Below are 20,937 nucleotides of genomic sequence, written 5' to 3'. Positions count from 1 at the left end.
CTTTCCATGCCAGTTGGGCATTCACTCAAGGATGGAACACATGAACACCCCTTTGCAACCCAGTGTGATGGACCGCTCAGACGCTGTCTGCATCATCGGCGCGGGGCCCGGTGGCCTGAGCGCAGCGCGCGCCCTCAAGGCGCAGGGCCTGGGCTACGAGCAGTTTGATCGCCACAGCGACCTGGGCGGGCTGTGGGACCCGACCAACCCCGGCTCGCCCATCTATGAATCCACCCACTTCATCTCATCGCGTGACCTGTCGGCCTTCATCGGCCACCCCATGCCGCGCGACTACCCCGACTACCCCTCACACCGCCAGATCCTGGCCTACCTGCGCAGCTTTGCCGACACCTTCGGGCTGCGCGAGCGCATCCAGTTCAACACCCACGTGGTTCGCATCCAGAAGGACAGCACCGCGCACTGGGTGGTCGATTTGTCGGACGGCACGCGCCGCCTGTACAACGCCGTGATCTGCGCCACCGGCGTGAACTGGGACCCCAGCATGCCGCAGTTTGCGGGGCAGTTTGACGGCGAGGTGCGCCACTCGGTCACCTACAAGCATGGCGACGAGTTTCGCGGCAAGCGCGTGCTGATTGTGGGCGCTGGCAACTCCGGGGCCGACATTGCCTGCGACGCGGCAACGCATGCGCAGCAGGCCTTCATCAGCATGCGCCGGGGCTACCACTTCGTGCCCAAGCACCTGATGGGCAAACCGGCCGACGAATTTGCCGAGACCGGCCCCCACCTGCCCATGTGGCTAGCGCGGCCCATCTTCAGCGCCTTGCTGCGGTTTGTGAACGGCGACCTCACGCGGCTGGGCCTGCAGCGGCCCGACCACCGCTTGTTTGAAACGCACCCGCTGCTCAACTCGCAACTGCTGCACCACCTGCAGCACGGCAACATCCGCGCCAAGCCCGACATTGAACGGCTCGACGGCAAGCAGGTGGTGTTCAAGGACGGCACGCGCGAAACCATTGACATGGTGCTGTGCGCCACCGGCTACCGCTGGAGTTGCCCTTACGCGACCGAGTTTTTCGAGTGGGTGGGCGGGCGCCCGCAGATGTACCTGTCGATGTTCAACCGCAACCACCGCAACCTGTTTGGCATCGGCTACCTGGAGACGAACTCCAGCGCCTACAAGCTGTTTGACACGCAGGCCTACATGATCGCCTCGTACCTGAAGGCCCAGCGCACGGCGCCCCAGAGCGCGCAAAAGTTCGACGCCATCATCCGGCAGGACGAGCCCGATCTGTCCGGCGGCATCGACTTCGTAAAGTCGCAGCGGCATGCGGTTTACATCGACGCTCACACCTTCAAAACGTATCTGCGCAAGCTGCGCCAACGCATGGGCTGGGGCGAACTGCAAGACGGCATGTACGACCATCTGAAAGTGGTGACACCCGCCCACAGCGCGTTGCGCGGCGGCACCACACCGGCCCAGCGCGCCGCCGCAGGGGTGGCCCATGGCTAAATCAGTGCAGAACCTGCGGGGTTGGGTGGCGCTCATCACCGGCGGTGCGGGGGGGCTGGGCCGCGCGATCGCAGCGAGGCTGATCGAGCGCGGCGTGCACTGCGTGCTGGCCGACGTGAACCCCGTCGCCCTGGAGCAGGCAGTGCACGCGCTGGGCCCCCAGGCCAGCGCCCAAGTGGTGGACCTGACCAGCGAGGCGGCCCGCGAGGGACTGGTGCGCGCCGTGCAGCAGCAATGGGGGCGGCTGGACCTGCTGGTCAACAACGCGGGCATCGTGGGCACCACGCATTTCGAGCAGCGCTCGCAGGCTTCCATCCGGGGCGAGATGGAGCTGAACCTGATGGCCCCGCTGCTGCTCACCCACCGCCTGCTGCCGTTGCTGCAGCGCGCGCCCAGCGGGCGCGTGGTCAGCATCGTCTCGCTGGGTGGCATGTTCCCGCTGCCCGAATCCACCGTGTACTCGGCCAGCAAGTTCGGCTTGCGCGGAGCCATGCTCTGCCTAGGCCTGGATGGCGACCGCCTGGGCGTGAAGTTTTCTGTGGTCAACCCATCCGCCACCGAAACCCCCATGCTGATGCGCGAAGCCATCCACGGCGGCAACAAGCTGCAGTTCATGGACCCTCCGCAAACGCCCGACGAGGTGGCCCGACAGGTGCTGTGCTGCCTGGACGAGCCCTGCCTGGAGCGCTTTGTGCGCACCAGCGAATCGTGGACGGTACGCCTGGTCATGCTGTTACCCAACCTGCTGGGCAAGGCACTGCCCCTTTTCCAACGCAGCGCAGAGCGCGGGCACCAGCGCTACCTGGCCACGCTGGTGGAGCGCGGCCTGGTGCGCCAGCACAACGGCCAGTGGGAGCTGACGGCTGACCGCGCAGCCAGCAGCAACGCCGCACGCTGACCATCAGCCTTGCGGCGCATTCCATCCGCTCACGCCTGCGCACCCGGACACCAGGCCCGTGGTGCCGACGGTGGGTACAAGTTCCCGGAGACACCCCCCTTCACACGTGCGGGGGGTTGGATTCCGCCGGGCTAGCCATGTCAATGCGAGTTGCGGTACTCCAGCGGTGCCTGCCCAGACCAGCGCTTAAAGGCCCGCCGGAAGGTTCTCACGTCGGCATAGCCCACGGCCTGGGCAACCTCGGAGATCGCCACGCGCGAGTTCAGCAGCATGTCCTTGGCGCGTTCAAAACGCGCGTCGTTGCGCAACGCCCGGTACCCGACCGACTGGGCTTGCAGGCGCCGCCGCAAGGTGCGCTCACTCAGGTTGACCTGCCGCGCCAGATCACTCTGGCGCGGCAGCCCTTCAGCACTGACCCGCAGCCGCGTGGTAATCGACTCCACCAGCTCATGGCGACCCAAGGGTCGCTGCAGCAGGGTATTGAGTTGTTTGCGCAGCAGGCCGCAGGTAATGCGGTCGTATCCGGGCAGGCGCACACCCATCCAGCGCGACTCCAGCGTCAGGCGGTTGCAACCTGCACTGAAATGCACCGGGCAGCGAAAAAATCGCGCATGCGGCTCCAAGGTTTCGGGCGCCGGGTAGGCCAGCTCCACCCGCACCGGCGAGAGGTCCGTGCCCACCAGATACCGACTCACGTTCAATGCCGAAGCAAACGCCTCCTCGATCAGGTAGGGCTCGATCTCCAGGTCGTAAATCCGGGGCACCAGCTCGATGTACATCTCCCGCCCATGCACCTCGAACAGGTGGTGCATCATGGCGCCCGCCTCATTCTGGTGGCCCAGACCATAGCTGATGGCTTCGCCGAAGGTCTCGCACGTGAGCATGGCCAACCCCGGCAGTCCCCACGACACCGGCGTCTGCCGAGCCCCCGCCGCCAGGCCCAGCGCTGACTCTGCCAACGTGGCCTGGGCCCGCAAAATTAACGACCGCGTCTGGTGGTGGGACAGCAGGACCTCCCGGTCCTGCAGGTCTTGGTAGGTGAAGCCCAGCCCACGGCACAACCGTTCGGGGGACAAACCCCGGTCATCGATCAGGCCCAACAGGGACCTGGCGACATTGGCAACAATATTGGCGACTCTGCTGGCGTCATGGGCAGTGGGGGGCGCCTGGAGGATGGTCATGGTTTGGGACTCACTTGGTTCCAACAATCCGTGCCCCACAACAGGGCTCCGGCATTGTTCACCCGACCTGCAAGTCCTGTACCACTCCAATTCCTGAGCCCCCGCGACTTCAACCCTCGCCCGCACTTTGCTGCAACGCCCACATGCTCGCGTAGCGGCCACCCTGGGCCAGCAGCTGCGCGTGCGTGCCGCGCTCGATGATGCGGCCCGCGTCCATGACCAGGATCTCGTGCGCATCCACCACGGTGGAGAGGCGGTGCGCAATCACCAGCGTGGTCTTGTTCTGCGCCACGCCCTGCAGCTCGGCCTGGATGGCGCGTTCGTTGGCGGAATCCAGCGCGCTGGTGGCCTCGTCAAAGATCAGGATCGGCGGGTTCTTGAGCAGGGTGCGCGCAATGGCCACGCGCTGCTTTTCACCGCCCGAGAGCTTGAGCCCGCGCTCGCCCACCATGGTGGCGTAGCCCTTGGGCGTGCTGGCAATGAAGTCGTGGATGCGTGCGGCACGGGCGGCGGCTTCGATCTCATCCTGGCTGGCACCGGTGCGGCCATAGGCGATGTTGTAGGCCACCGTGTCGTTGAACAGCACCGTGTCCTGCGGGACGATGCCAATCGCCTGGCGCACGCTCGCCTGCGTCACGCTGCGGATCTCCTGCCCCGCAATGGTGATGCGCCCCTGCTGGATGTCGTAGAAGCGAAACAGCAGCCGGGCCAGTGTGGACTTGCCCGAACCCGAAGGCCCCACCACCGCCACCGTCTTGCCCGCCGGTATCTCGAAGCTGATGCCCTGCAGAATGGGTCGGCCGCTGCTGAAGTCGCTGCCTTGGCGCACGTCGTAGGAAAAATGGACGTTCTCAAAACGCACGGTGGGCTGGCTCAGCCCCGCCAGCGGCTGGGCGCCGGGTGCGTCGGCCACTTCGCGCTCTTTGTCCATGAGCGTGAACATCTTGTCCAGGTCGGTGAGGCTCTGCTTGATCTCGCGGTAGATCACGCCCAGAAAGTTGAGCGGGATGTACAGCTGGATCATGAAGGCGTTGACCATGACGAGGTCGCCCAGCGTCATGCGGCCATCGACCACGCCCTGTGTGGCGCGCCACAGCATGGCCACCAGGCCCACGGCAATGATGAGCTGCTGGCCGGTGTTGAGCATCGACAGCGTGGTCTGGCTTTTGAGGCGGGCCAGGCGCAACCGCTCCAGGCTTTCGTCGTAGCGGCGGGCCTCGAAGCCTTCGTTGTTGAAGTACTTGACCGTCTCGTAGTTCAGCAGCGAATCCACGGCCTTGGAGTGTGCTGCCGAGTCGAACTCGTTGGCCTCGCGGCGGAACTTGGTGCGCCACTCGGTCACCAGCACGGTGTAGGCGATGTACAGCACCAGCGCGGCCAGCGTGATCCAGGCAAACCAGGCATCGAACTTGACGGCCAGGACACTCAACACCAGGATCACCTCGATCAAGGTGGCGAACACGTTGAACAGCGAAAACGAGATCAGCGACTCGATGCCGCGCACACCGCGTTCGATGTCGCGCGTCATGCCGCCGGTCTGGCGCTCCAGGTGAAAGCGCAGGCTCAGCGCGTGCAGGTGCTCGAACGTCTGCAGCGCAATGGAGCGCGCTGCACCCTGCGTAGCCTTGGCAAACACCAGCTCGCGCAGCTCGGTGAACAACGAGGTGGACAGGCGCAGCGCCCCGTACGCCACCAGCAAGCCCACCGGCACCACCAGCAGCGCGGCGGGGTCACCAGGCTTGAACGCCATCGCGTCCACCAGTGTCTTGAGCAGCAGCGGCACGCTGACGTTGGCCAGCTTGGCGCCCACCATGAACACAATGGCCGCCACCACGCGCCACTTGTATTGCCACAGGTAAGGGAGGAGCCGCCTCAGCGTGACCCAGTCCGACTTGGGGGGCGCGGGCGTGCCAGGGGTGGGAGGGGCGGTTTCGCCAAGGTGGCGCATGGGGGACAATTCCGGTTGTTGTTGTTTTTACCGACCCGGCTGATGCCAAGGTGGTTTTTTGCGGGCCAGCCGCCTTGCAAAACCCCAGGTTCCGACAAGGATTGGCTCAGCCCCAACCGAGATTGTGCCCATGTCTGCCGTTTTCAGCCCACCACCCGCCGCATTGCCCACCGACAAGGAACTGGTGCTCAAGGTCATCCCCATGCCCGCCGACACCAATGGCAATGGCGACATTTTTGGCGGCTGGGTGATGGCGCAGGTGGACTTGGCGGGCTCTGTGCTGCCCGCGCGCTACATCCAGGGCCGTATGGCCACGGTGGCCGTCAACGAATTCATCTTCAAGCAGCCCGTGCGCGTGGGCGACATCCTGTCGTTCTTCTCGTCCATCACGCGGGTGGGCAACACCTCGGTCACCGTGGAGGTGGAGGTGTATGCCGAACGGTTTACCGACCAGGGCCGGTATGTGAAGGTGACGGAGGCGCGCCTGACCTATGTGGCCATCGACGACCAGGGCAGGCCGCGCCCAGTGCCCAAGCACAACGCGCCGGGGTGAAAGCACGGAAGGTCGGTTCGCGCAGACCACGCCTGGCGGTCCGCGGACGCCTTCATGGCCCGGTCAGGCGGCCAGCGCAGTGGCCGGTTCGGTGCGCAGAGGAGCTGCCGTGCGCTGCAGAGTGCTGCTGGATGACGAGGGCGAGAACCCGGCCTCGATCTCACCCGCCAGCTGACCGCCCTCTTCCACCACCAGTTTGCCGTAGCGGATCTTGCCGTTGACCTTGCCGGTGCTGTAGATCACCAGCTTCTGGCGCACGGTGAGTGTGCCGTTGAACTCGCCATGGATCTCGGCAATGTCGATCTCGGCAGAGCCCTTGAAGGCGCCATGCTCAGCAATCTGGATCACGCGCGAATCCATGGTGGCTTCCACCGTGCCTTCGACCACGAGGGTGTCGCAATCGGTAATTTCCACGCCCTTGAGCTTGATGTTCGGGCCCACCGTGAGCTTGCTGCCCGAGCTGTCGCTGTTGCTGGCGGCCTTGGGGACAGCAGGGCTGGCCACTGGCTGTGCAGCCGCAGCACTGCTCGCCGCTGAGCTCCCCAATACGGAGCCTGAAGTGGTGCTGTTGCGGGGTTGGAACGACTCGGGTTCACGCTTGCCAAAGAAGGGGTTTTGCACGGCCATCAGATCTCCTTGAAAAGAGAGTCATCGTAGGTATCGCGCCCCGTGAAAGATGCCCTGGTTACGCAAGAACGGTAACCAAACGGTTCTCTCGTAGCATGCGCTTGCAAGGCTTGCGGGATCACACATCCGGCGCATGGCAACGCCCCGTGGCGAGGCGGCTCAGCAGCGCGCCCGAATCAAGAGACGATATAAGCCGCAGCTCCGGCTGACATGATCTGCCCATCCGGCCCCAGAAACTCCATGCGCGTGGTTGCGACACGCGAACCCAGGCGCAGCACCTGGGCGCGCAATTCGAAGTGGCTGCCAATGCCGGGGCGCAGGTAGTCGATGCGCAGATCGATGGTGCCCAGCTTGGCAAAGCGGTGCAGGCGCTGCTCGGGTGCTTCATCCAGGTGTTTGGCGCCAATCGCGGCCATCACGGCCAGCCCGCCCATGGCATCGAGCCCCGCGCTGATCACGCCGCCGTGGATGCGGTTGTAGGCATAGTGGCCCACCAGGTCCGGTTTCATGTCGATGCGGCCCACCACACCATCGGGTGCCAGTGACGTGATCTTCAGGCCCAGCACCTGGTTGAACACGATTTTTTCTTCAAAGATGGATTTGAGCCCGGCAATGAACTCGGGCTCAAAGGCCTGCGGGGCTGGGGTGGCGGTGGATTTGCTCATGGGTCTCCTGGGGGTCACTGCGGGATGGTGCGTGCAATCGAAACCATCCAGATGCTCCTGATTTTGTAGCTTCTCACGCTTAATAGATAAGCGCTGGAGGCTATTTTTACTTAAAACTGGCCGTGGCGCACTTGCCCTGCGGCAAACCGCGAGGCGCCGCGCAGTGCTTCGGCCAGGCATTCGCGGCCGCCCGCCTATTCCTGCAGCAAGGCTCGCCGTAACAACAGCCCTTCGGCGGCGAGCGCGCTGGTGCGGGCTGTGCTGGCATCCACCGCGTTGTGCACATCGGGCCTGCGCCATGTCACCAGCGTGACACCACCTTGCACTTCAACCTCTGCGGACATGTGGCTCTCCTGTGGCCCGGTGTCAGAACCTGTTCACCCACCCGACGTTACTCCTATTGCGCAGGGTGCAGCACTGCGTCAATATCCGCCGCTACCCCGGGGATCCTCTGCACGAATCCCGCCGCCAAAGTGGGCGCTGCGGATCGGGATGGGCTGCCAGGCGCAAAACGCAGCAATAGCCATCGCTATTGCGAGGTTTTGCAACGCCGCAGACCGCCCGAGACCGCAGGTGCACACGACGCGGTGATTCGTGCAGAGGATCCCTGGCTGCCCACCCCATCAGGGTTAGCCCCGAGTGCGGTATGCACAGCGCGCGTGCACCATTATTTATACAAAGCAATCGCTTTGTATAAATATTCTGCAGGACCTGCGCAAGCGACGATGCGGCCATCCCATGCCCACGAGGCATCCACCCCGCATTTACCCGCTTTGCGTATCACTTATTCTGGAGAGCCAGTGTGCAATTTGTGCAACTGTTGATCAGCGGTGTCTCGCAGGGGTGCATCTACGGGCTGATCGCGCTCGGGTTCGTGCTTATCTACAAAGCCACGGAGACCGTGAGCTTTGCCCAGGGCGAACTCATGATGCTCGGCGCTTTCTGTGGCCTGGCGCTCATGACCGTGCTGGGCTTTCCCTTCTGGGTGGCGGTGCTCGCCAGCATCCTGGCCATGGGGCTGTTTGGCACGGTGCTGGAGCGTGCGGTGATCCGCCCCATCCTGGGCCAGCCCGCGTTCTCCATCGTCATGCTCACCATCGGCATCGGCTACGTGCTGCGCGGCCTTGTCACGATGATCCCCAACATCGGCACCGACACCCACACGCTGCCCGTGCCCTACAAGGACCAGTCCTTGCGCTTGGGCGAGCTGGTGGTCAGCGCCGAGCAGCTGGTGGTGATCGGCGCCACGGGCGTGCTGTGTGTGCTGCTGTTTGCCATGTTCCGCTACAGCAAGCTGGGCATTGCCATGCAGGCCGCGTCGCAGAACCAGCTCGCGGCCTACTACATGGGCATTCCCGTGCAGCGCCTCAACGGCCTGGCCTGGGGGCTTGCCGCGGCGGTGGCGGCGGTAGCCGGGCTGCTGTTGGCGCCCATCACCTTTGTGCACGCCAACATGGGGCTGATCGGGCTCAAGGCCTTCCCCGCCGCCGTGGTGGGCGGCTTTGGGAGCCTGCCCGGGGCCATCGTGGGCGGGCTGGTGATCGGTATTGTCGAATCGCTCTCGGGCTTCTATCTGCCCGATGGGTTCAAGGACACAGCCGCGTACATCGTCGTGCTGATCATGCTGATGGTCAAACCCAACGGACTGTTCGGCGAGAAGCTGAGAAAGAAAGTCTGACCCATGCGCTTTCTCTTCAAGACCTCGTACGAGCAAGACATTCGCCTCGCCAAGCATGGCGGGCATGTGTTCTGGTACAGCCTGCTGTGCCTGGCCCTGGTCGCCGCGCCCTGGGTGGCGCCTGAATACTGGTTGGCACAGCTCACCTTTGTGCTCATCTACGCCATCGTGGGCCTGGGGCTGATGCTGCTGGCGGGCTTCACCGGCTTGTTCTCGCTGGGGCATGCAGCGTTTCTGGGCGTGGGGGCATATACGCAGGCGGTGCTCACTGGCATGGGCTGGCCGTTTGCGCTGTCGCTGGCCTGCGCGGCGGGGCTGTCGGCCGCTGTGGGCGTGGTGGTGGGACTGCCAGCACTCCGCGTCAAAGGCATCTACCTGGGCATGGCCACACTGTCCTTCGGCTTCATCGTGGAAGAGGTGTTCGCGCGGTGGGAGTCGGTCACAGGCGGCAACTCCGGCAAGCACCTGGTGCCGCCACAAATCGCGGGCTACTCGTTCGAGACCACAGAGTCGTTCTACTTTCTGTGCCTTGTGATTGCGGTGGTCAGCACCCTCGCCATCCTGAACCTGCTGCGCTCGCCCACGGGCCGTGCGTTTGTCGCCATCCGTGATTCAGAGATCTCGGCGCAGAGCATGGGCATCCACCTGGCCCGCTACAAGACGCTGTCGTTCTCCATATCGGCCGCGCTCGCAGGCATCGGCGGTGCGTTGTACGCGCACAAGCTGCAGTTCATCTCGCCGGACCAGTTCAACATCCTGCAGTCCATCGACCTGCTGCTCATGATCGTGATCGGCGGGCTGGGATCGGTGCATGGAGCGTTCCTGGGCGCCATCTTCCTCATCACCATGCCGCAGATGATTTCGCTCAGCAAGGACTGGCTGCCCGCCGCCATCGGCCAGGCACCGGGCCTGCAGGCGGTGGTGTACGGCGCGGTGCTGATCGCCTTTGTGCTGTTCGAACCCATGGGCCTGTATGGCCGCTGGCTCAAGGTGCGCACCTGGCTGCAGATGTTCCCGTTCTACCGCAAGGGCTTGTTCAAGCGGCAGAAGTCGTTCCAGAAATCAGATCGCTTGAAATGAAGCACCCCCTGAGTCGCTTCGCGCCTTCCCCCTCTCTCGATTCGCTGCGCGATTCGGGAGGGGAACGCCCCCCGGCGCGGCGGGGCGGCCCTTGCGCGGGGGCACTGGCCTTGGTCACGCCAGTCGCAAAGGCTGCGGACGGCATTCAGCACACTGAACCTGTGAAATGACCCCAATTGCTGTACCCATGACTGACGAAATCCTGCTCAGCGCCCAGAACCTCAGTGTGCGCTTTGGCGGCGTGCTCGCGGTCAACAACGTGAGCTTTGACGTGCGCCGTGGCGAGGTGTTCACCCTCATCGGCCCCAACGGCGCGGGCAAGACGACGGTGTTCAATCTCATCAGCCGCATCTACACGCCCACCACCGGCACCATCGCCTATGCGGGCCCGGGCGGCGCCCTGCTGCCGCTGACCGACCAGCCGCCGCACAAGGTAGCGGGCCTGGGCATTGCACGCACCTTCCAGAACATCGAACTCTTCGAGCACGCAAGCGTGCTGCACAACCTGCTGATCGGCCGCCACACCCGGCAGCACAGCAGCCTGTGGGCCGAGATGTTCTTCACGCGCAAGGTGCGTGAAGGCGAAGTTCAGGCCCGGGAGAAGGCCGAGCAGGTCATCGACTTTCTCGACCTGCAGCACTACCGCGACACCATGGTCGCCGGCCTGCCCTACGGCGTGCGCAAGGTGGTGGAGCTGGCCCGTGCGCTGTGCACCGAGCCGCAGTTGCTGCTGCTCGACGAGCCCTCGTCGGGCCTGAACGTGGAGGAAACTGACGACATGGCCTTCTGGATCCAGGACATCCAGCACGAGCTGGGCATCACCGTGCTGATGGTGGAGCACGACATGTCGCTGGTCTCCAAGGTATCCGACCGCGTGCTGGCCATGAATCAGGGCGAGGTGGTGGCCATGGGCACGCCGCGCGAGGTGCAGACGCACCCCGGCGTGATCGAGGCGTACCTGGGCACGATCGACGACGTGAGCAACCTGCGCCGACCGGCGGGTTCCAACCTGGGGGTTCGGGCATGAGCACCGTATTTGCCGCCGTCCAACCACCGGTCGCAGCAGCAGTTGACCAGCCCCTGCTGCGCCTGCAGAACGTGGAGAGCGCATATGGCCCCATCAAGGCCATCCGGGGCGTGAGCCTGCAGGTGCGGCGCGGCGAGATCGCCGCCGTGCTGGGCAGCAACGGCGCGGGCAAGACCACCATCCTGAAGACCATCAGCGGCATCATCGACCCGCGCAAGGGCTCCATCGAATTCGCGGGCGCCGACATCACTGCCAACGACCCGGCCGCCATCGTGCGCCGGGGCCTGATGCACGTGCCCGAGGGGCGCGAGGTGTTCCCGCTGCTGTCGGTGCGCGACAACCTGCTAATGGGAGCCTATACGCGCGCCGACAAGGACGCGGTGGCGCGCGACATCGAAACCGTGTTCGGCTACTTCCCCATCCTGAAGGAGCGCGCCGCGCAGGACGCGGGCCTGCTCTCGGGAGGGCAGCAGCAGATGCTCGCGATCTCGCGTGCGCTCATGGCCAACCCCGAACTCATCCTGCTCGACGAGCCCAGCCTGGGCCTGTCCCCCAAGCTCACCAAGGAGATCTTCGAGATCGTGGTGCGCATCAACCGTGAGCGCGGCACCACCATCCTGCTGGTCGAGCAGAACGCCAACATGGCGCTCAACGCATCGGACTACGGCTATGTGCTGGAGAACGGCCGCATCGTGATGGAAGACAGCTGCGAGCGCCTGCGCGAGAAGGACGACATCAAGGAGTTCTACCTTGGAATGAAAGATGTCGGCGTGCGTGGAGAGCGGCGCTGGAAGAAAAAGAAGACCTGGAGATAAGCGCAAATGTCTAACCTCTGGGACCTCGATCACATCCAGCCCGCAGGCACCGACGTGCTTGCGGGCGACACCATCGCTGCCATGTTCTGGAACGCCGTGGCCGAGCGCGGCCCGCGCGTGTGGATGCGCCAGAAGGAGCTGGGCATCTGGAAGAGCTGGACCTGGGACCAGACGGCGGAAGCCGTGCGGGAGATTGCGGGCGGCCTGATGTCGCTGGGTTTTGCGCCCGGCGAATGTGCATCCATCCTGTCCAACACCAACATCGAATGGGTGCTGGCCGATCTGGCCGTGCTGAGCTGTGGCGGCGTGGCCAATGGCATCTACCCCACTGACGCGGCGGCGCAGGTGCATTACCTGAGCGAAGACTCTCGCACCACCGTGCTGTTTGTGGAAGACGATGAACAGCTCGACAAGGCCCTGGAAGTGCGCAGCAGCCTGCCCCTGCTGCGCAAGGTGGTGGTGTTCGACATGGAAGGCCTGCGCAGTCTGAACGACCCCGATGTGCTGAGCCTGGCCGCCCTGCGCGAGCTGGGCAGGGCCTGGAATGCACAACACCCCGACGCGCTGATGCAGCGCGTCAAGGCCTGCCGACCCGAAGACTTGGCCATCCTGGTCTACACCTCGGGCACCACCGGCAAGCCCAAGGGTGCCATGCACACGCACGCCGCGCTCACCTACACCGTGCGCGGCTACAACACGCTGATCTCGCGCAGCGAGGCCGACGAGACCATGTGTTTTCTGCCGCTGTGCCACATCGCCGAGCGCATGGGGGGCGAATACTTCTCGCTCTACACCGGCGCGCGCCTCAACTTTGTCGAGAACCCCGACACCGTGCCCGAGAACGTGCGAGAGATCGCGCCCACGGTGTTCACCGCCGTACCCCGGGTGTGGGAGAAGTTCTATTCGGGCGTGATGATTGCCCTGAAGGAATCCACGCGCATGCAGCAGGCGGCCTATGCCTGGTCGATTGGCGTGGGCACCCGCATCGCAGATCGGGTGCTGGCCGGACAGCCCGTGGGCGGTTTGCTGAAGGCGCAGTTCATGCTGGCGCGCTTTCTGGCGCTTAACAATGTGCGCAAGCTCATCGGCATCCACCGTGCGCGCTTCCTCGTCACGGGCGCAGCGCCCATTTCGCCCGATCTGGTGAAGTGGTACCTGGCGCTGGGCGTGCCCATGCTGGAGGTGTGGGGCATGACCGAGACCTGCGGCGCCTCCACCGGTGTGCCGGCCAGCCGCATCAAACCCGGCTCCATCGGCCCGGCGGCCAGCTACAACGAGGTGCGCATCGACCCCGCCACGGGAGAAATCCTGGTGCGTGGCCCCAATGTGTTCAAGGGCTATCTCAACCAGCCCGAGAAAACCGCTGAAACCATCGACCCCGAAGGCTGGCTGCACACGGGCGATGTGGGCCTGATCGACGACGATGGCTACCTGCGCATCACCGACCGCATGAAGGACATCATCATCACGGCGGGCGGCAAGAACATCACGCCGAGCGAGCTGGAGAACGAACTCAAGTTCAGCCCTTACATCACCGATGCGGTGGTGATTGGCGACAAGCTGCCCTACCTCACGGTGATCATCATGATCGACCAGGAGAACGTGGAGAAGTACGCACAGGACAACGACGTGCCGTTCTCCAACTACGCCAGCCTGACCCGCACGCGCGAGGTGCAGGAGCTGATCCAGGCCGAGATCGACCGTGTCAATGCAAAGTTCGCCCGCGTGGAGCAGATCAAGAAGTTCTTCCTGCTCGACACACAGCTCACTGCGGAGGACGAAGAGCTGACGCCCACCATGAAGCTCAAGCGCAAGCTGGTGCAGCAGAAGTACGCACCGCAGATTGAGGCGATGTACCGGTAGGTGCGCACGTCACGCAACCGCAGGCCACGCCTATCAGGATAGGGAAAGTGCTGGTGCCCCACCCCGGGCATCGTTCTATAACGAGCAACCGAGTTCGATCCAACCAAAGGAGACGTGCCATGAAACTTCATCACATTGCCGCGCTGGCCATCGTGGCCATGGCCGGAGGTGCTGCGCAGGCGCAGCCCAGCCAGGGCGTGAGCAAGGACACCATCACGCTGGGTTCCATCCAGGATCTGTCCGGCCCGCTGGCGGGCTTTGGCAAGCAGGTGCGGCTGGGCATGATGCTGCGCGTGGACGAGGCCAACGAGCAAGGCGGCGTCAATGGCCGCAAGCTCGACCTGAAGGTGGAAGACTCGGGCTACGACCCCAAGAAAGCCGTGCTGGCCGCACAAAAGCTCGTGAACCAAGACAAGATCTTCATGATGGTGGCGCACATCGGCACGGCGCAAAACCTGGCCGCCATGCCCGTGCAGTTCAGCAAGAATGTAATTAACTTCTTCCCGGTGACGGCCGCGCGGGAAATGTACGAGCCCTTCCACAAGCTCAAGTATTCGTTTGCCGCCACTTACTATGACCAGATCCGCCTGGCAGCCCCCAAGCTCATCAAGGAAAAGGGCGCCAAGAAGATCTGCACCATCTACCAGGACGATGAATTTGGCCTGGAGGTGATGCGCGGGGGCGAGGCGGCACTCAAGTCCATGGGCATGGACTTCACCGAGAAGACCTCGTACAAGCGCGGCGCCACCGACTTCTCTTCACAGGTCGCCAAGATGAAGTCCTCCGAATGCGACTTCGTGATCCTGGGCACCATCATCCGCGAGACCATCGGCACGATTGGCGAGGCGCGCAAGACGGGCTTCAACCCTACCTTCCTGGGCTCCAGCGCCGCCTACACCGACCTCATCCACAAGCTGGGCGGCAAGCCCATGGACGGGCTGTACGCCACCATGACGGTGCAACACCCCTACCTGGATGAAGCCAGCCAGCCCATCCGTTTCTGGGCCAACAAGTACAAGACCAAGTTCAACGAAGACCCCACCGTGTTCTCGGTCTACGGCTACAACGCCATCGACGCCTTCATCAAGGCGGCCCAGAAGGCGGGCCCCAATCTGAGCACCGACAGCTTCATCAAGGCCATGGACACCATGGTGATTCCGCCCGACATGTTCGGCAGCGCCGAGGGCACCTTTGGCCCACAAAAGCGCCTGGGCAGCGATCTTTCTCGCCTGTCGCAGATCACCGATGGCAAGTGGAAGGTGGTCTCCGACTACGTCAAGCCATGAGCGCCTGACCCGCCTCCTTCAAGCCGCCTTCGGGCGGCTTTTGCGTTTCAGGGGGTGCATCCGGGCTCAGTCGGTGGCAGAATTTAACCAAGCAGTAACTTTGCATAAATAACCTGGTTGCCCCACCATGATCGAACGCACCCTCTTCCAGCCCGACCACCAGGCCTTTGCCGACAGCTTTCGCCGCTTCATCGACAAGGAAGTGACGCCCCACCACGCCGCCTGGGAAGACCAGGGCTATGTGGCGCGCGAGGTGTGGAGCCAGGCGGGCGCCAACGGCTTTCTGTGCATGAGCCTGCCCGAGGAATACGGAGGCGCCGGGGCCGACAAGCTCTATTCGGTGGCGCAGATGGAAGAGCTGGCGCGTGCAGGCACCACCGGCATCGGCTTTGGTCTGCACAGCGAGATCGTGGCGCCGTACATCCTGCACTACGGCACCGAGGCCCAGAAACAGAAGTACCTGCCGCAGATGGCCAGCGGCGCCGTGGTGGGTGCCATCGCCATGAGCGAGCCGGCTGCGGGCAGCGACCTGCAAGGCATCAAGACCACGGCCATCAAAAGTGCGGACGGGTCGCACTACGTGCTGAACGGCAGCAAAACCTTCATCACCAACGGCTGGCATGCCGACCTGGTGATTGTGGTCGCCAAGACCGACCCGGCTGCGGGCGCCAAGGGCACCAGCCTTTTGCTGGTGGAGCGCGGCATGCCCGGCTTTGAAAAAGGCCAGCGCCTCAAGAAGATGGGCATGAAGGCGCAGGACACGTCCGAGCTGTTCTTCAACGACGTGCAGGTGCCGGTGGACAACCTGCTGGGCGGCCCCGCCATGGAAGGGCGTGGCTTCATCTGCCTGATGGAGCAGCTGCCCTGGGAGCGCCTGCAGATCGCCATCACCGCCGTGGCCGCCGCCCAGGCCGCCATCGACTGGACGCTGGACTACGTCAAGCAGCGCAAGGTCTTTGGCCAGAGCGTGGCGTCATTTCAGAACACCCGCCACACCCTGGCCGAGCTGCAAACGCAGGTGCAGGTGGCCCGCGTGTTCGTGGACAAATGCTGTGAGCTGATCGTGCGCGATCAGCTCGACACCGAAACCGCCAGCATGGCCAAGTACTGGACGACCGACCTGCAGTGCAAGGTGATGGACGAATGTGTGCAGCTGTTTGGCGGCTATGGCTACATGTGGGAATACCCGATCACCCGCGCCTATGCCGACGCACGCGTGCAGCGCATTTATGGCGGCACCAACGAGATCATGAAAGAAGTGATTGCGCGGGCCATGGGCCTGGGCAAATAACGGAGTGCACCGCACCGTGAATAACGCAGTGCCCGATGCCCAGCACCACGCCGCAGTGGACGCCGAATGCCGCTACAGATACCAGGCGGCGCGCGCTTCCTCGGGGCTCAGCGGCGCACCGGGGCGGCGGTCGGTGACATTCAGCCAGGAGCGCACACCCTGGCTACCACTCAGCGCGCGCATCAGCAGCAAGCCTGCGCCAATGCCGCGTATGGCCGCCGAGCTGCGGCTGGGCGCCATGAAGGCCGCCACCGCCAGCGCGCTGGATGCTGCCAGCACGACATGGTGCTCCAGCGCAAACCCTTCGCGCGTGTCGTCGTATTCGATGGCGCTGCGAGCGATGCGCTGCAATGCAGGGGATGTATTTCGTTCCATAGCCAGAAATGTAGATAGCAACCGCCGAAAGATAGTGCAAAAACCACTGCACCCGCGTCAGAAAGCACCTTGTAGTGGCGTGAGCCAGCCCAGCTGCTTTATCGCCGCACTGCTTGAAGTTTAGAGAAACCACCGGAGACCATTCATGACCGAAGCCTATGTATTCGATGCGCTGCGCACCCCGCGCGGCAAGGGCAAGAAGGACGGCACCCTGCACGAGGTCAAGCCCATCGACCTGCTGGTGGGCCTGCTGACCGAACTTCAAGCGCGCCACCGCTTTGACACGGCGGCGGTGGACGACGTGGTCATGGGCATCGTCTCGCCCGTGGGCGAGCAGGGCTCGGTGCTCCCCAAGGTCGCTGCCCTCAAGGCCGGGTGGGACTTTCGCTGCGCGGGCGTGCAGGTCAACCGCTTTTGCGCCTCGGGCCTGGAAGCCGTGAACCTGGCCGCACAAAAGGTGCGCAGCGGCTGGGAAGACCTGGTGGTGGCCGGTGGCGTGGAGAGCATGAGCCGCGTGCCCATCGGCTCCGACGGCGGGGCCTGGGCGCAAGACCCCGCCACCAACTCCGCCACGCTGTTCGTGCCCCAGGGCATCGGCGCCGACCTCATCGCCACGCTGGACGGCTACACCCGCGCCGATGTGGACGCCTTCGCGCTCGAATCCCAACGCCGCGCCACCGCTGCGCGCGCAGCGGGCTACTTCAAGAATTCGGTCGTGCCCGTGCGCGACTTCATCGGCCAGACCATCCTAGCGGAAGACGAATTCATCAAGTCCAAGACCACGCTCGAAGGCCTGGGCGCGCTCAAGCCCTCGTTCGAGCAACTGGGCGGCATGGGCTTTGATGCCGTGGCGCTGCAGCGCTACCCGCAGGTGGAGCGCATCCACCACGTGCACCACGCGGGCAACTCATCGGGCATTGTGGACGGCGCCGCCGCCGTGCTCATCGGCAACGAGGCCGCCGCCAAGGCCCACGGCCTCACACCGCGTGCACGCATCGTGGCCACGGCGCTGAGCGGTGCTGACCCCACCATCATGCTCACAGGCCCCGTGCCCGCCGCCAAGAAGGCACTGGCCCGTGCGGGCATGACCATCGACCAGATCGACCTGTTTGAAGTGAACGAGGCCTTTGCCGCCGTGCCCATGCGCTTCATGCGCGAGCTGGGCGTACCGCACGACAAGGTCAACGTGAACGGCGGCGCCATCGCCATGGGCCACCCGCTGGGCGCCACGGGCGCCATGATCCTCGGCACCCTGATTGACGAACTGCACCGCCGGGGCCAGCGCTATGGCCTAGCCACGCTGTGCGTGGGCGGCGGCATGGGCATTGCCACCATCGTCGAGCGAATCTGATTGACTGGGAAGGAGACAACAACATGCAAACCATCCGCTACGAACTCATCCCCGCCCAGGGCACCGACGGCGAAGTGGCCGTCATCACGTTTGACGAAACCAATTCCCCCGTCAACACCATGTGCCGCCAGTGGCAGCAAGAGCTGGGCGAGGTCACCGCCCAGGTGCTGGGCGACCGCGAACGCCTGGGCACTGCGCTCAAAGGCATCGTGCTCGCGTCGGCCAAGACCAGCTTCTTTGCCGGGGCCGACCTCAAGGCCACCATGCGCCTCACGCCCGCCGATGCGCCCAGCGCGTTTGGCGAGATCGAGCGCATGAAAAAGCACTTCCGCACGCTCGAAACGCTGGGCATCCCCGTGGTGGCCTGCCTCAACGGCGCCGCACTGGGCGGCGGCTGGGAAGTCGCCCTGGTGGCCCACTACCGCATCGCCGTGGCCGACCCCAAGATCCAGTTCGGCCTGCCCGAAGTCACGCTGGGCCTGATGCCTGGCGCCACCGGCGTGACCAAGATGACGCGCCTCTTGGGCCTGATGGGCGCGCAGCCCTACATCCTGGAGGGCAAGCTCTTCAACCCCGCCGAGGCGCTGGAGCTGCAGCTGGTGCACGAGCTGGTGGCTACGCGCGAGCAGCTGCTGCCCGCCGCCCTGGCCCACATCGCCACCCACCCACACGCGGTGCAGCCGTGGGATGACAAGAACTACAAGATGCCGGGCGGCACGCCCGCCAACCCCAAGATTGCAGGCGCCCTCACCGTCGCGCCCGCCATGCTCAAGAAGACCACGCGCGGCCGCTACCCCGCGCCCGAGGCTGCACTGGCCGCCATGGTCGAAGGCGCGATGGTGGACTACGACACCGCCCTGCGCATCGAAAGCCGCTACCTCGCCCGCCTGATGACCGGCCCCGTGGCGCGCAACATGATCAACACGTTCTTCTTCGACATGAACGCGATCAAGAGCGGCAAGTCGCGCCCGGGCACGGCCCCGCGCTACAAGCCGCAAAAGGTCGGCATCCTGGGCGCCGGCATGATGGGCGCGGGCATCGCCTGGGCCCAGGCCAGCCGGGGCATCGCCACCGTGCTCAAGGACGTGAGCGCGGAAAAGGCCGAGGCTGGCAAGGCCTACAGCGCCAAACTCACCCAGGCCCGCGTGGACAAGGGCCGCATGACGACCGAGGCGCAGCAAACGCTGCTCTCGCGCATCACGCCCACCGCCAGCGCGGCCGACCTGGCGGACTGCGACCTCATCATCGAAGCCGTGTTTGAAAGCCGCGACCTGAAAGCCAAGGTCACGCAAGAGGCCGAGCCGCAACTCGCACCCGGCGGCTTCTTTGCCAGCAACACCTCCACCCTGCCCATCAGCGGCCTGGCCACCGCCAGCAGCCGGCCCGAGAAGTTTGTCGGCATCCACTTCTTCAGCCCCGTGGACAAGATGAAGCTGGTCGAGATCATCCGGGGCAAGCAGACCGATGACGAAACAGTGGCCCGCGCGTTCGACTACGTGCAGGCCCTGGGCAAGGTGCCCATCGTCGTCAACGACTCCCGCGGCTTCTACACCAGCCGCACCTTCGGCACCTTTGTGATGGAAGGCGCCGCCATGCTGGGCGAAGGCATCCCCGCCGCCGCCATTGAAAACGCCGCCATGCAGGCCGGCCTGCCCGTAGGCCCGCTGGCCGTGCTGGATGAAACCGCGCTGACCCTGAGCGTGCACGTGCTGGACCAGACCCGTGCCGACTACGCGGCCGAAGGCAAAACCTACACCGCCACGCCCGGCGAGCTGCTGGTGGAGCGCATGGTCAAGGAGCTAAAACGCCCTGGTCGCGCCGGTGGCGGCGGCTTTTACGACTACCCCGCAGGCGCCAAGAAGCACCTGTGGCCGGAGCTGAAACCTCTGTTCGAAAAGCCCGGCGTGGAGTGGAGCGTGCAGGAGATTCAGGACCGCCTGCTCTACCGCCAGGCCATCGAGACTGCGCGCTGCCTGGCCGAGGGCGTGCTGACCAGCGTGCATGACGCGAACATTGGGTCGATTTTTGGGATTGGGTTTCCGGCGTGGACGGGAGGGGCGATGCAGTTCGTTTATGGAACGGGTGTTGAGGCGTTCCTGAAGCGCGCGGATGAGCTGGCGACGAAATACGGCTCGGGGTTCACGTTAGAAACAAAAGTCCGAGATGCCATCCGCGAATTTCAGCCACGCTATTGACTGAACCTGGGCCCTTCAAGTCGGATACCTGAAGGAGCTCGCTTCAGGCTCCCGCAATGCATCCCCGATCAACTGCCACATATATTGGTCTGAGGTTGTTGCGAACACGAACCACAACTCTGCAATGTGCAGGGCGGGAAACACAACCTCCTCCAGAGAGAAACGGCCCTCTCTGTTGAGAAAGATAGCAACTATCAGGTCATCGCCGGAATATTTGCTCAAACCATCGACCAATGCCTGGACAGTTGCACCTTCGTTCAAATGCGCGGGCACTAACTCCTTGAGTTGCACTCGCGCAAAGTGCTGAGCATCAGCAGTCCGCCATGTGGCAACGAAGTCATAGTCACTTGATTCCACGGGGGAAAACAAAACCTGGTGCCCCAGACGCAGGGACATGCCATGGCAAAAAAGCGCAGCATGGCGAAACTCGCGTATGTGCTTCAAGCCGTTGGTTCGTAGATTGCGGACTTGCGGGGACAAGTTTGCGCCTACCATTTGAGCCTCGATCTGGCGGAGTTCACGCAGAACTACCGCTGGGTCACGATACGACAGCGCGGCAAATCCCTTGAGGACCGAGGAGGACTGCGTCACGGACTTTCTCCTTCACCAGCTGTAGAAGACGTTCATATGATT

19 protein-coding genes are annotated in these 20,937 nt (G+C 64.2%); 12 read left to right on the top strand and 7 right to left on the bottom strand.

What is annotated here, in order from left to right; all coding sequences use genetic code 11:
- Positions 1-40: 40 nt before the first annotated feature.
- Together ACT89O_RS04215 and ACT89O_RS04210 are read left to right on the top strand one after the other, a co-directional pair.
- The gene (locus ACT89O_RS04215) at positions 41-1,471 is read left to right on the top strand and encodes a flavin-containing monooxygenase (protein WP_487261923.1); all 1,431 of its coding nucleotides are present in this window, start codon (positions 41-43) and stop codon (positions 1,469-1,471) included.
- On the top strand, positions 1,464-2,369 hold the full coding sequence (locus ACT89O_RS04210) for an SDR family NAD(P)-dependent oxidoreductase (RefSeq protein WP_487261922.1): 906 nt from the start codon (positions 1,464-1,466) through the stop codon (positions 2,367-2,369). Before ACT89O_RS04215 ends, ACT89O_RS04210 begins: the two co-directional genes overlap by 8 nt.
- A 140-nt stretch (positions 2,370-2,509) precedes the next feature.
- On the opposite strand, the gene ACT89O_RS04205 is transcribed toward ACT89O_RS04210, so the two are convergent.
- Together ACT89O_RS04205 and ACT89O_RS04200 are read right to left on the bottom strand one after the other, a co-directional pair.
- On the bottom strand, positions 2,510-3,550 hold the full coding sequence (locus ACT89O_RS04205) for an AraC family transcriptional regulator (protein WP_487261921.1): 1,041 nt from the start codon (positions 3,548-3,550) through the stop codon (positions 2,510-2,512).
- A 109-nt stretch (positions 3,551-3,659) separates the two neighbouring features.
- Positions 3,660-5,498: an ABCB family ABC transporter ATP-binding protein/permease gene (locus ACT89O_RS04200; RefSeq protein WP_487261920.1), complete on the bottom strand. Its 1,839-nt coding sequence runs from the start codon at positions 5,496-5,498 to the stop codon at positions 3,660-3,662.
- A gap of 130 nt (positions 5,499-5,628) precedes the next feature.
- Between ACT89O_RS04200 and ACT89O_RS04195 the strand changes: the two genes are divergently transcribed.
- Positions 5,629-6,051 carry an acyl-CoA thioesterase gene (locus ACT89O_RS04195; RefSeq protein ID WP_055393750.1) on the top strand — a complete coding sequence of 141 codons (423 nt, stop codon included), beginning with the start codon at positions 5,629-5,631 and terminating at the stop codon, positions 6,049-6,051.
- A gap of 63 nt (positions 6,052-6,114) precedes the next feature.
- On the opposite strand, the gene ACT89O_RS04190 is transcribed toward ACT89O_RS04195, so the two are convergent.
- From ACT89O_RS04190 to ACT89O_RS04180, 3 genes are all read right to left on the bottom strand, one after another.
- On the bottom strand, positions 6,115-6,678 hold the full coding sequence (locus ACT89O_RS04190; protein WP_487261919.1) for a bactofilin family protein: 564 nt from the start codon (positions 6,676-6,678) through the stop codon (positions 6,115-6,117).
- 176 nt (positions 6,679-6,854) lie between these two features.
- Positions 6,855-7,343, bottom strand: a complete 489-nt coding sequence (locus tag ACT89O_RS04185; protein ID WP_176888282.1) for a thioesterase family protein — start codon at positions 7,341-7,343, stop codon at positions 6,855-6,857.
- 194 nt (positions 7,344-7,537) lie between these two features.
- The gene (locus tag ACT89O_RS04180; protein ID WP_487261918.1) at positions 7,538-7,687 is read right to left on the bottom strand and encodes a hypothetical protein; all 150 of its coding nucleotides are present in this window, start codon (positions 7,685-7,687) and stop codon (positions 7,538-7,540) included.
- A gap of 458 nt (positions 7,688-8,145) precedes the next feature.
- Here ACT89O_RS04180 and ACT89O_RS04175 point away from each other — a divergent pair, with 458 nt between their 5' ends.
- The 7 genes from ACT89O_RS04175 to ACT89O_RS04145 all read left to right on the top strand — a co-directional run bounded on the left by ACT89O_RS04175 (position 8,146) and on the right by ACT89O_RS04145 (position 16,383).
- Positions 8,146-9,021, top strand: a complete 876-nt coding sequence (locus tag ACT89O_RS04175) for a branched-chain amino acid ABC transporter permease (protein ID WP_121422272.1) — start codon at positions 8,146-8,148, stop codon at positions 9,019-9,021.
- 3 nt (positions 9,022-9,024) lie between these two features.
- Positions 9,025-10,101 carry a branched-chain amino acid ABC transporter permease gene (locus ACT89O_RS04170; protein ID WP_055393742.1) on the top strand — a complete coding sequence of 359 codons (1,077 nt, stop codon included), beginning with the start codon at positions 9,025-9,027 and terminating at the stop codon, positions 10,099-10,101.
- A gap of 187 nt (positions 10,102-10,288) precedes the next feature.
- Entirely contained in the window at positions 10,289-11,128 is an 840-nt protein-coding gene (locus ACT89O_RS04165) for an ABC transporter ATP-binding protein (RefSeq protein WP_487261917.1), read from the top strand.
- Positions 11,125-11,943 (top strand): ABC transporter ATP-binding protein, encoded by an 819-nt coding sequence (locus ACT89O_RS04160; RefSeq protein WP_487261916.1) that lies wholly within the window; start codon positions 11,125-11,127, stop codon positions 11,941-11,943. The genes ACT89O_RS04165 and ACT89O_RS04160 overlap by 4 nt, the downstream gene beginning before the upstream one ends.
- A gap of 6 nt (positions 11,944-11,949) precedes the next feature.
- Positions 11,950-13,806, top strand: coding sequence for an AMP-dependent synthetase/ligase (locus ACT89O_RS04155; protein ID WP_487261915.1), 1,857 nt, complete (start codon positions 11,950-11,952; stop codon positions 13,804-13,806).
- 119 nt (positions 13,807-13,925) lie between these two features.
- Positions 13,926-15,092 (top strand): ABC transporter substrate-binding protein, encoded by a 1,167-nt coding sequence (locus tag ACT89O_RS04150; protein ID WP_057229165.1) that lies wholly within the window; start codon positions 13,926-13,928, stop codon positions 15,090-15,092.
- Positions 15,093-15,219: 127 nt separating this feature from the next.
- A complete protein-coding gene (locus ACT89O_RS04145; protein WP_056059377.1) occupies positions 15,220-16,383 on the top strand; it encodes an acyl-CoA dehydrogenase family protein in 1,164 nt (387 codons plus the stop codon).
- Positions 16,384-16,455: 72 nt separating this feature from the next.
- Here the strand turns inward: ACT89O_RS04145 and ACT89O_RS04140 are convergent, their stop codons facing one another.
- Positions 16,456-16,758: a hypothetical protein gene (locus tag ACT89O_RS04140; protein ID WP_225581100.1), complete on the bottom strand. Its 303-nt coding sequence runs from the start codon at positions 16,756-16,758 to the stop codon at positions 16,456-16,458.
- A gap of 145 nt (positions 16,759-16,903) precedes the next feature.
- Here ACT89O_RS04140 and ACT89O_RS04135 point away from each other — a divergent pair, with 145 nt between their 5' ends.
- Positions 16,904-18,109 (top strand): acetyl-CoA C-acetyltransferase, encoded by a 1,206-nt coding sequence (locus tag ACT89O_RS04135; RefSeq protein WP_487261914.1) that lies wholly within the window; start codon positions 16,904-16,906, stop codon positions 18,107-18,109.
- Positions 18,110-18,132: 23 nt separating this feature from the next.
- A complete protein-coding gene (locus ACT89O_RS04130; protein ID WP_487261913.1) occupies positions 18,133-20,304 on the top strand; it encodes a 3-hydroxyacyl-CoA dehydrogenase NAD-binding domain-containing protein in 2,172 nt (723 codons plus the stop codon).
- Positions 20,305-20,319: 15 nt separating this feature from the next.
- Here the strand turns inward: ACT89O_RS04130 and ACT89O_RS04125 are convergent, their stop codons facing one another.
- Positions 20,320-20,895: a hypothetical protein gene (locus ACT89O_RS04125; RefSeq protein ID WP_487261912.1), complete on the bottom strand. Its 576-nt coding sequence runs from the start codon at positions 20,893-20,895 to the stop codon at positions 20,320-20,322.
- Between the last annotated feature and the right edge of the window lie 42 nt (positions 20,896-20,937).

Source organism: Acidovorax sp. NN32 (genome assembly GCF_057597245.1).
Note: the sequence above shows the minus strand (reverse complement) of the source record. Positions and strands in the feature narration are given on the sequence as shown.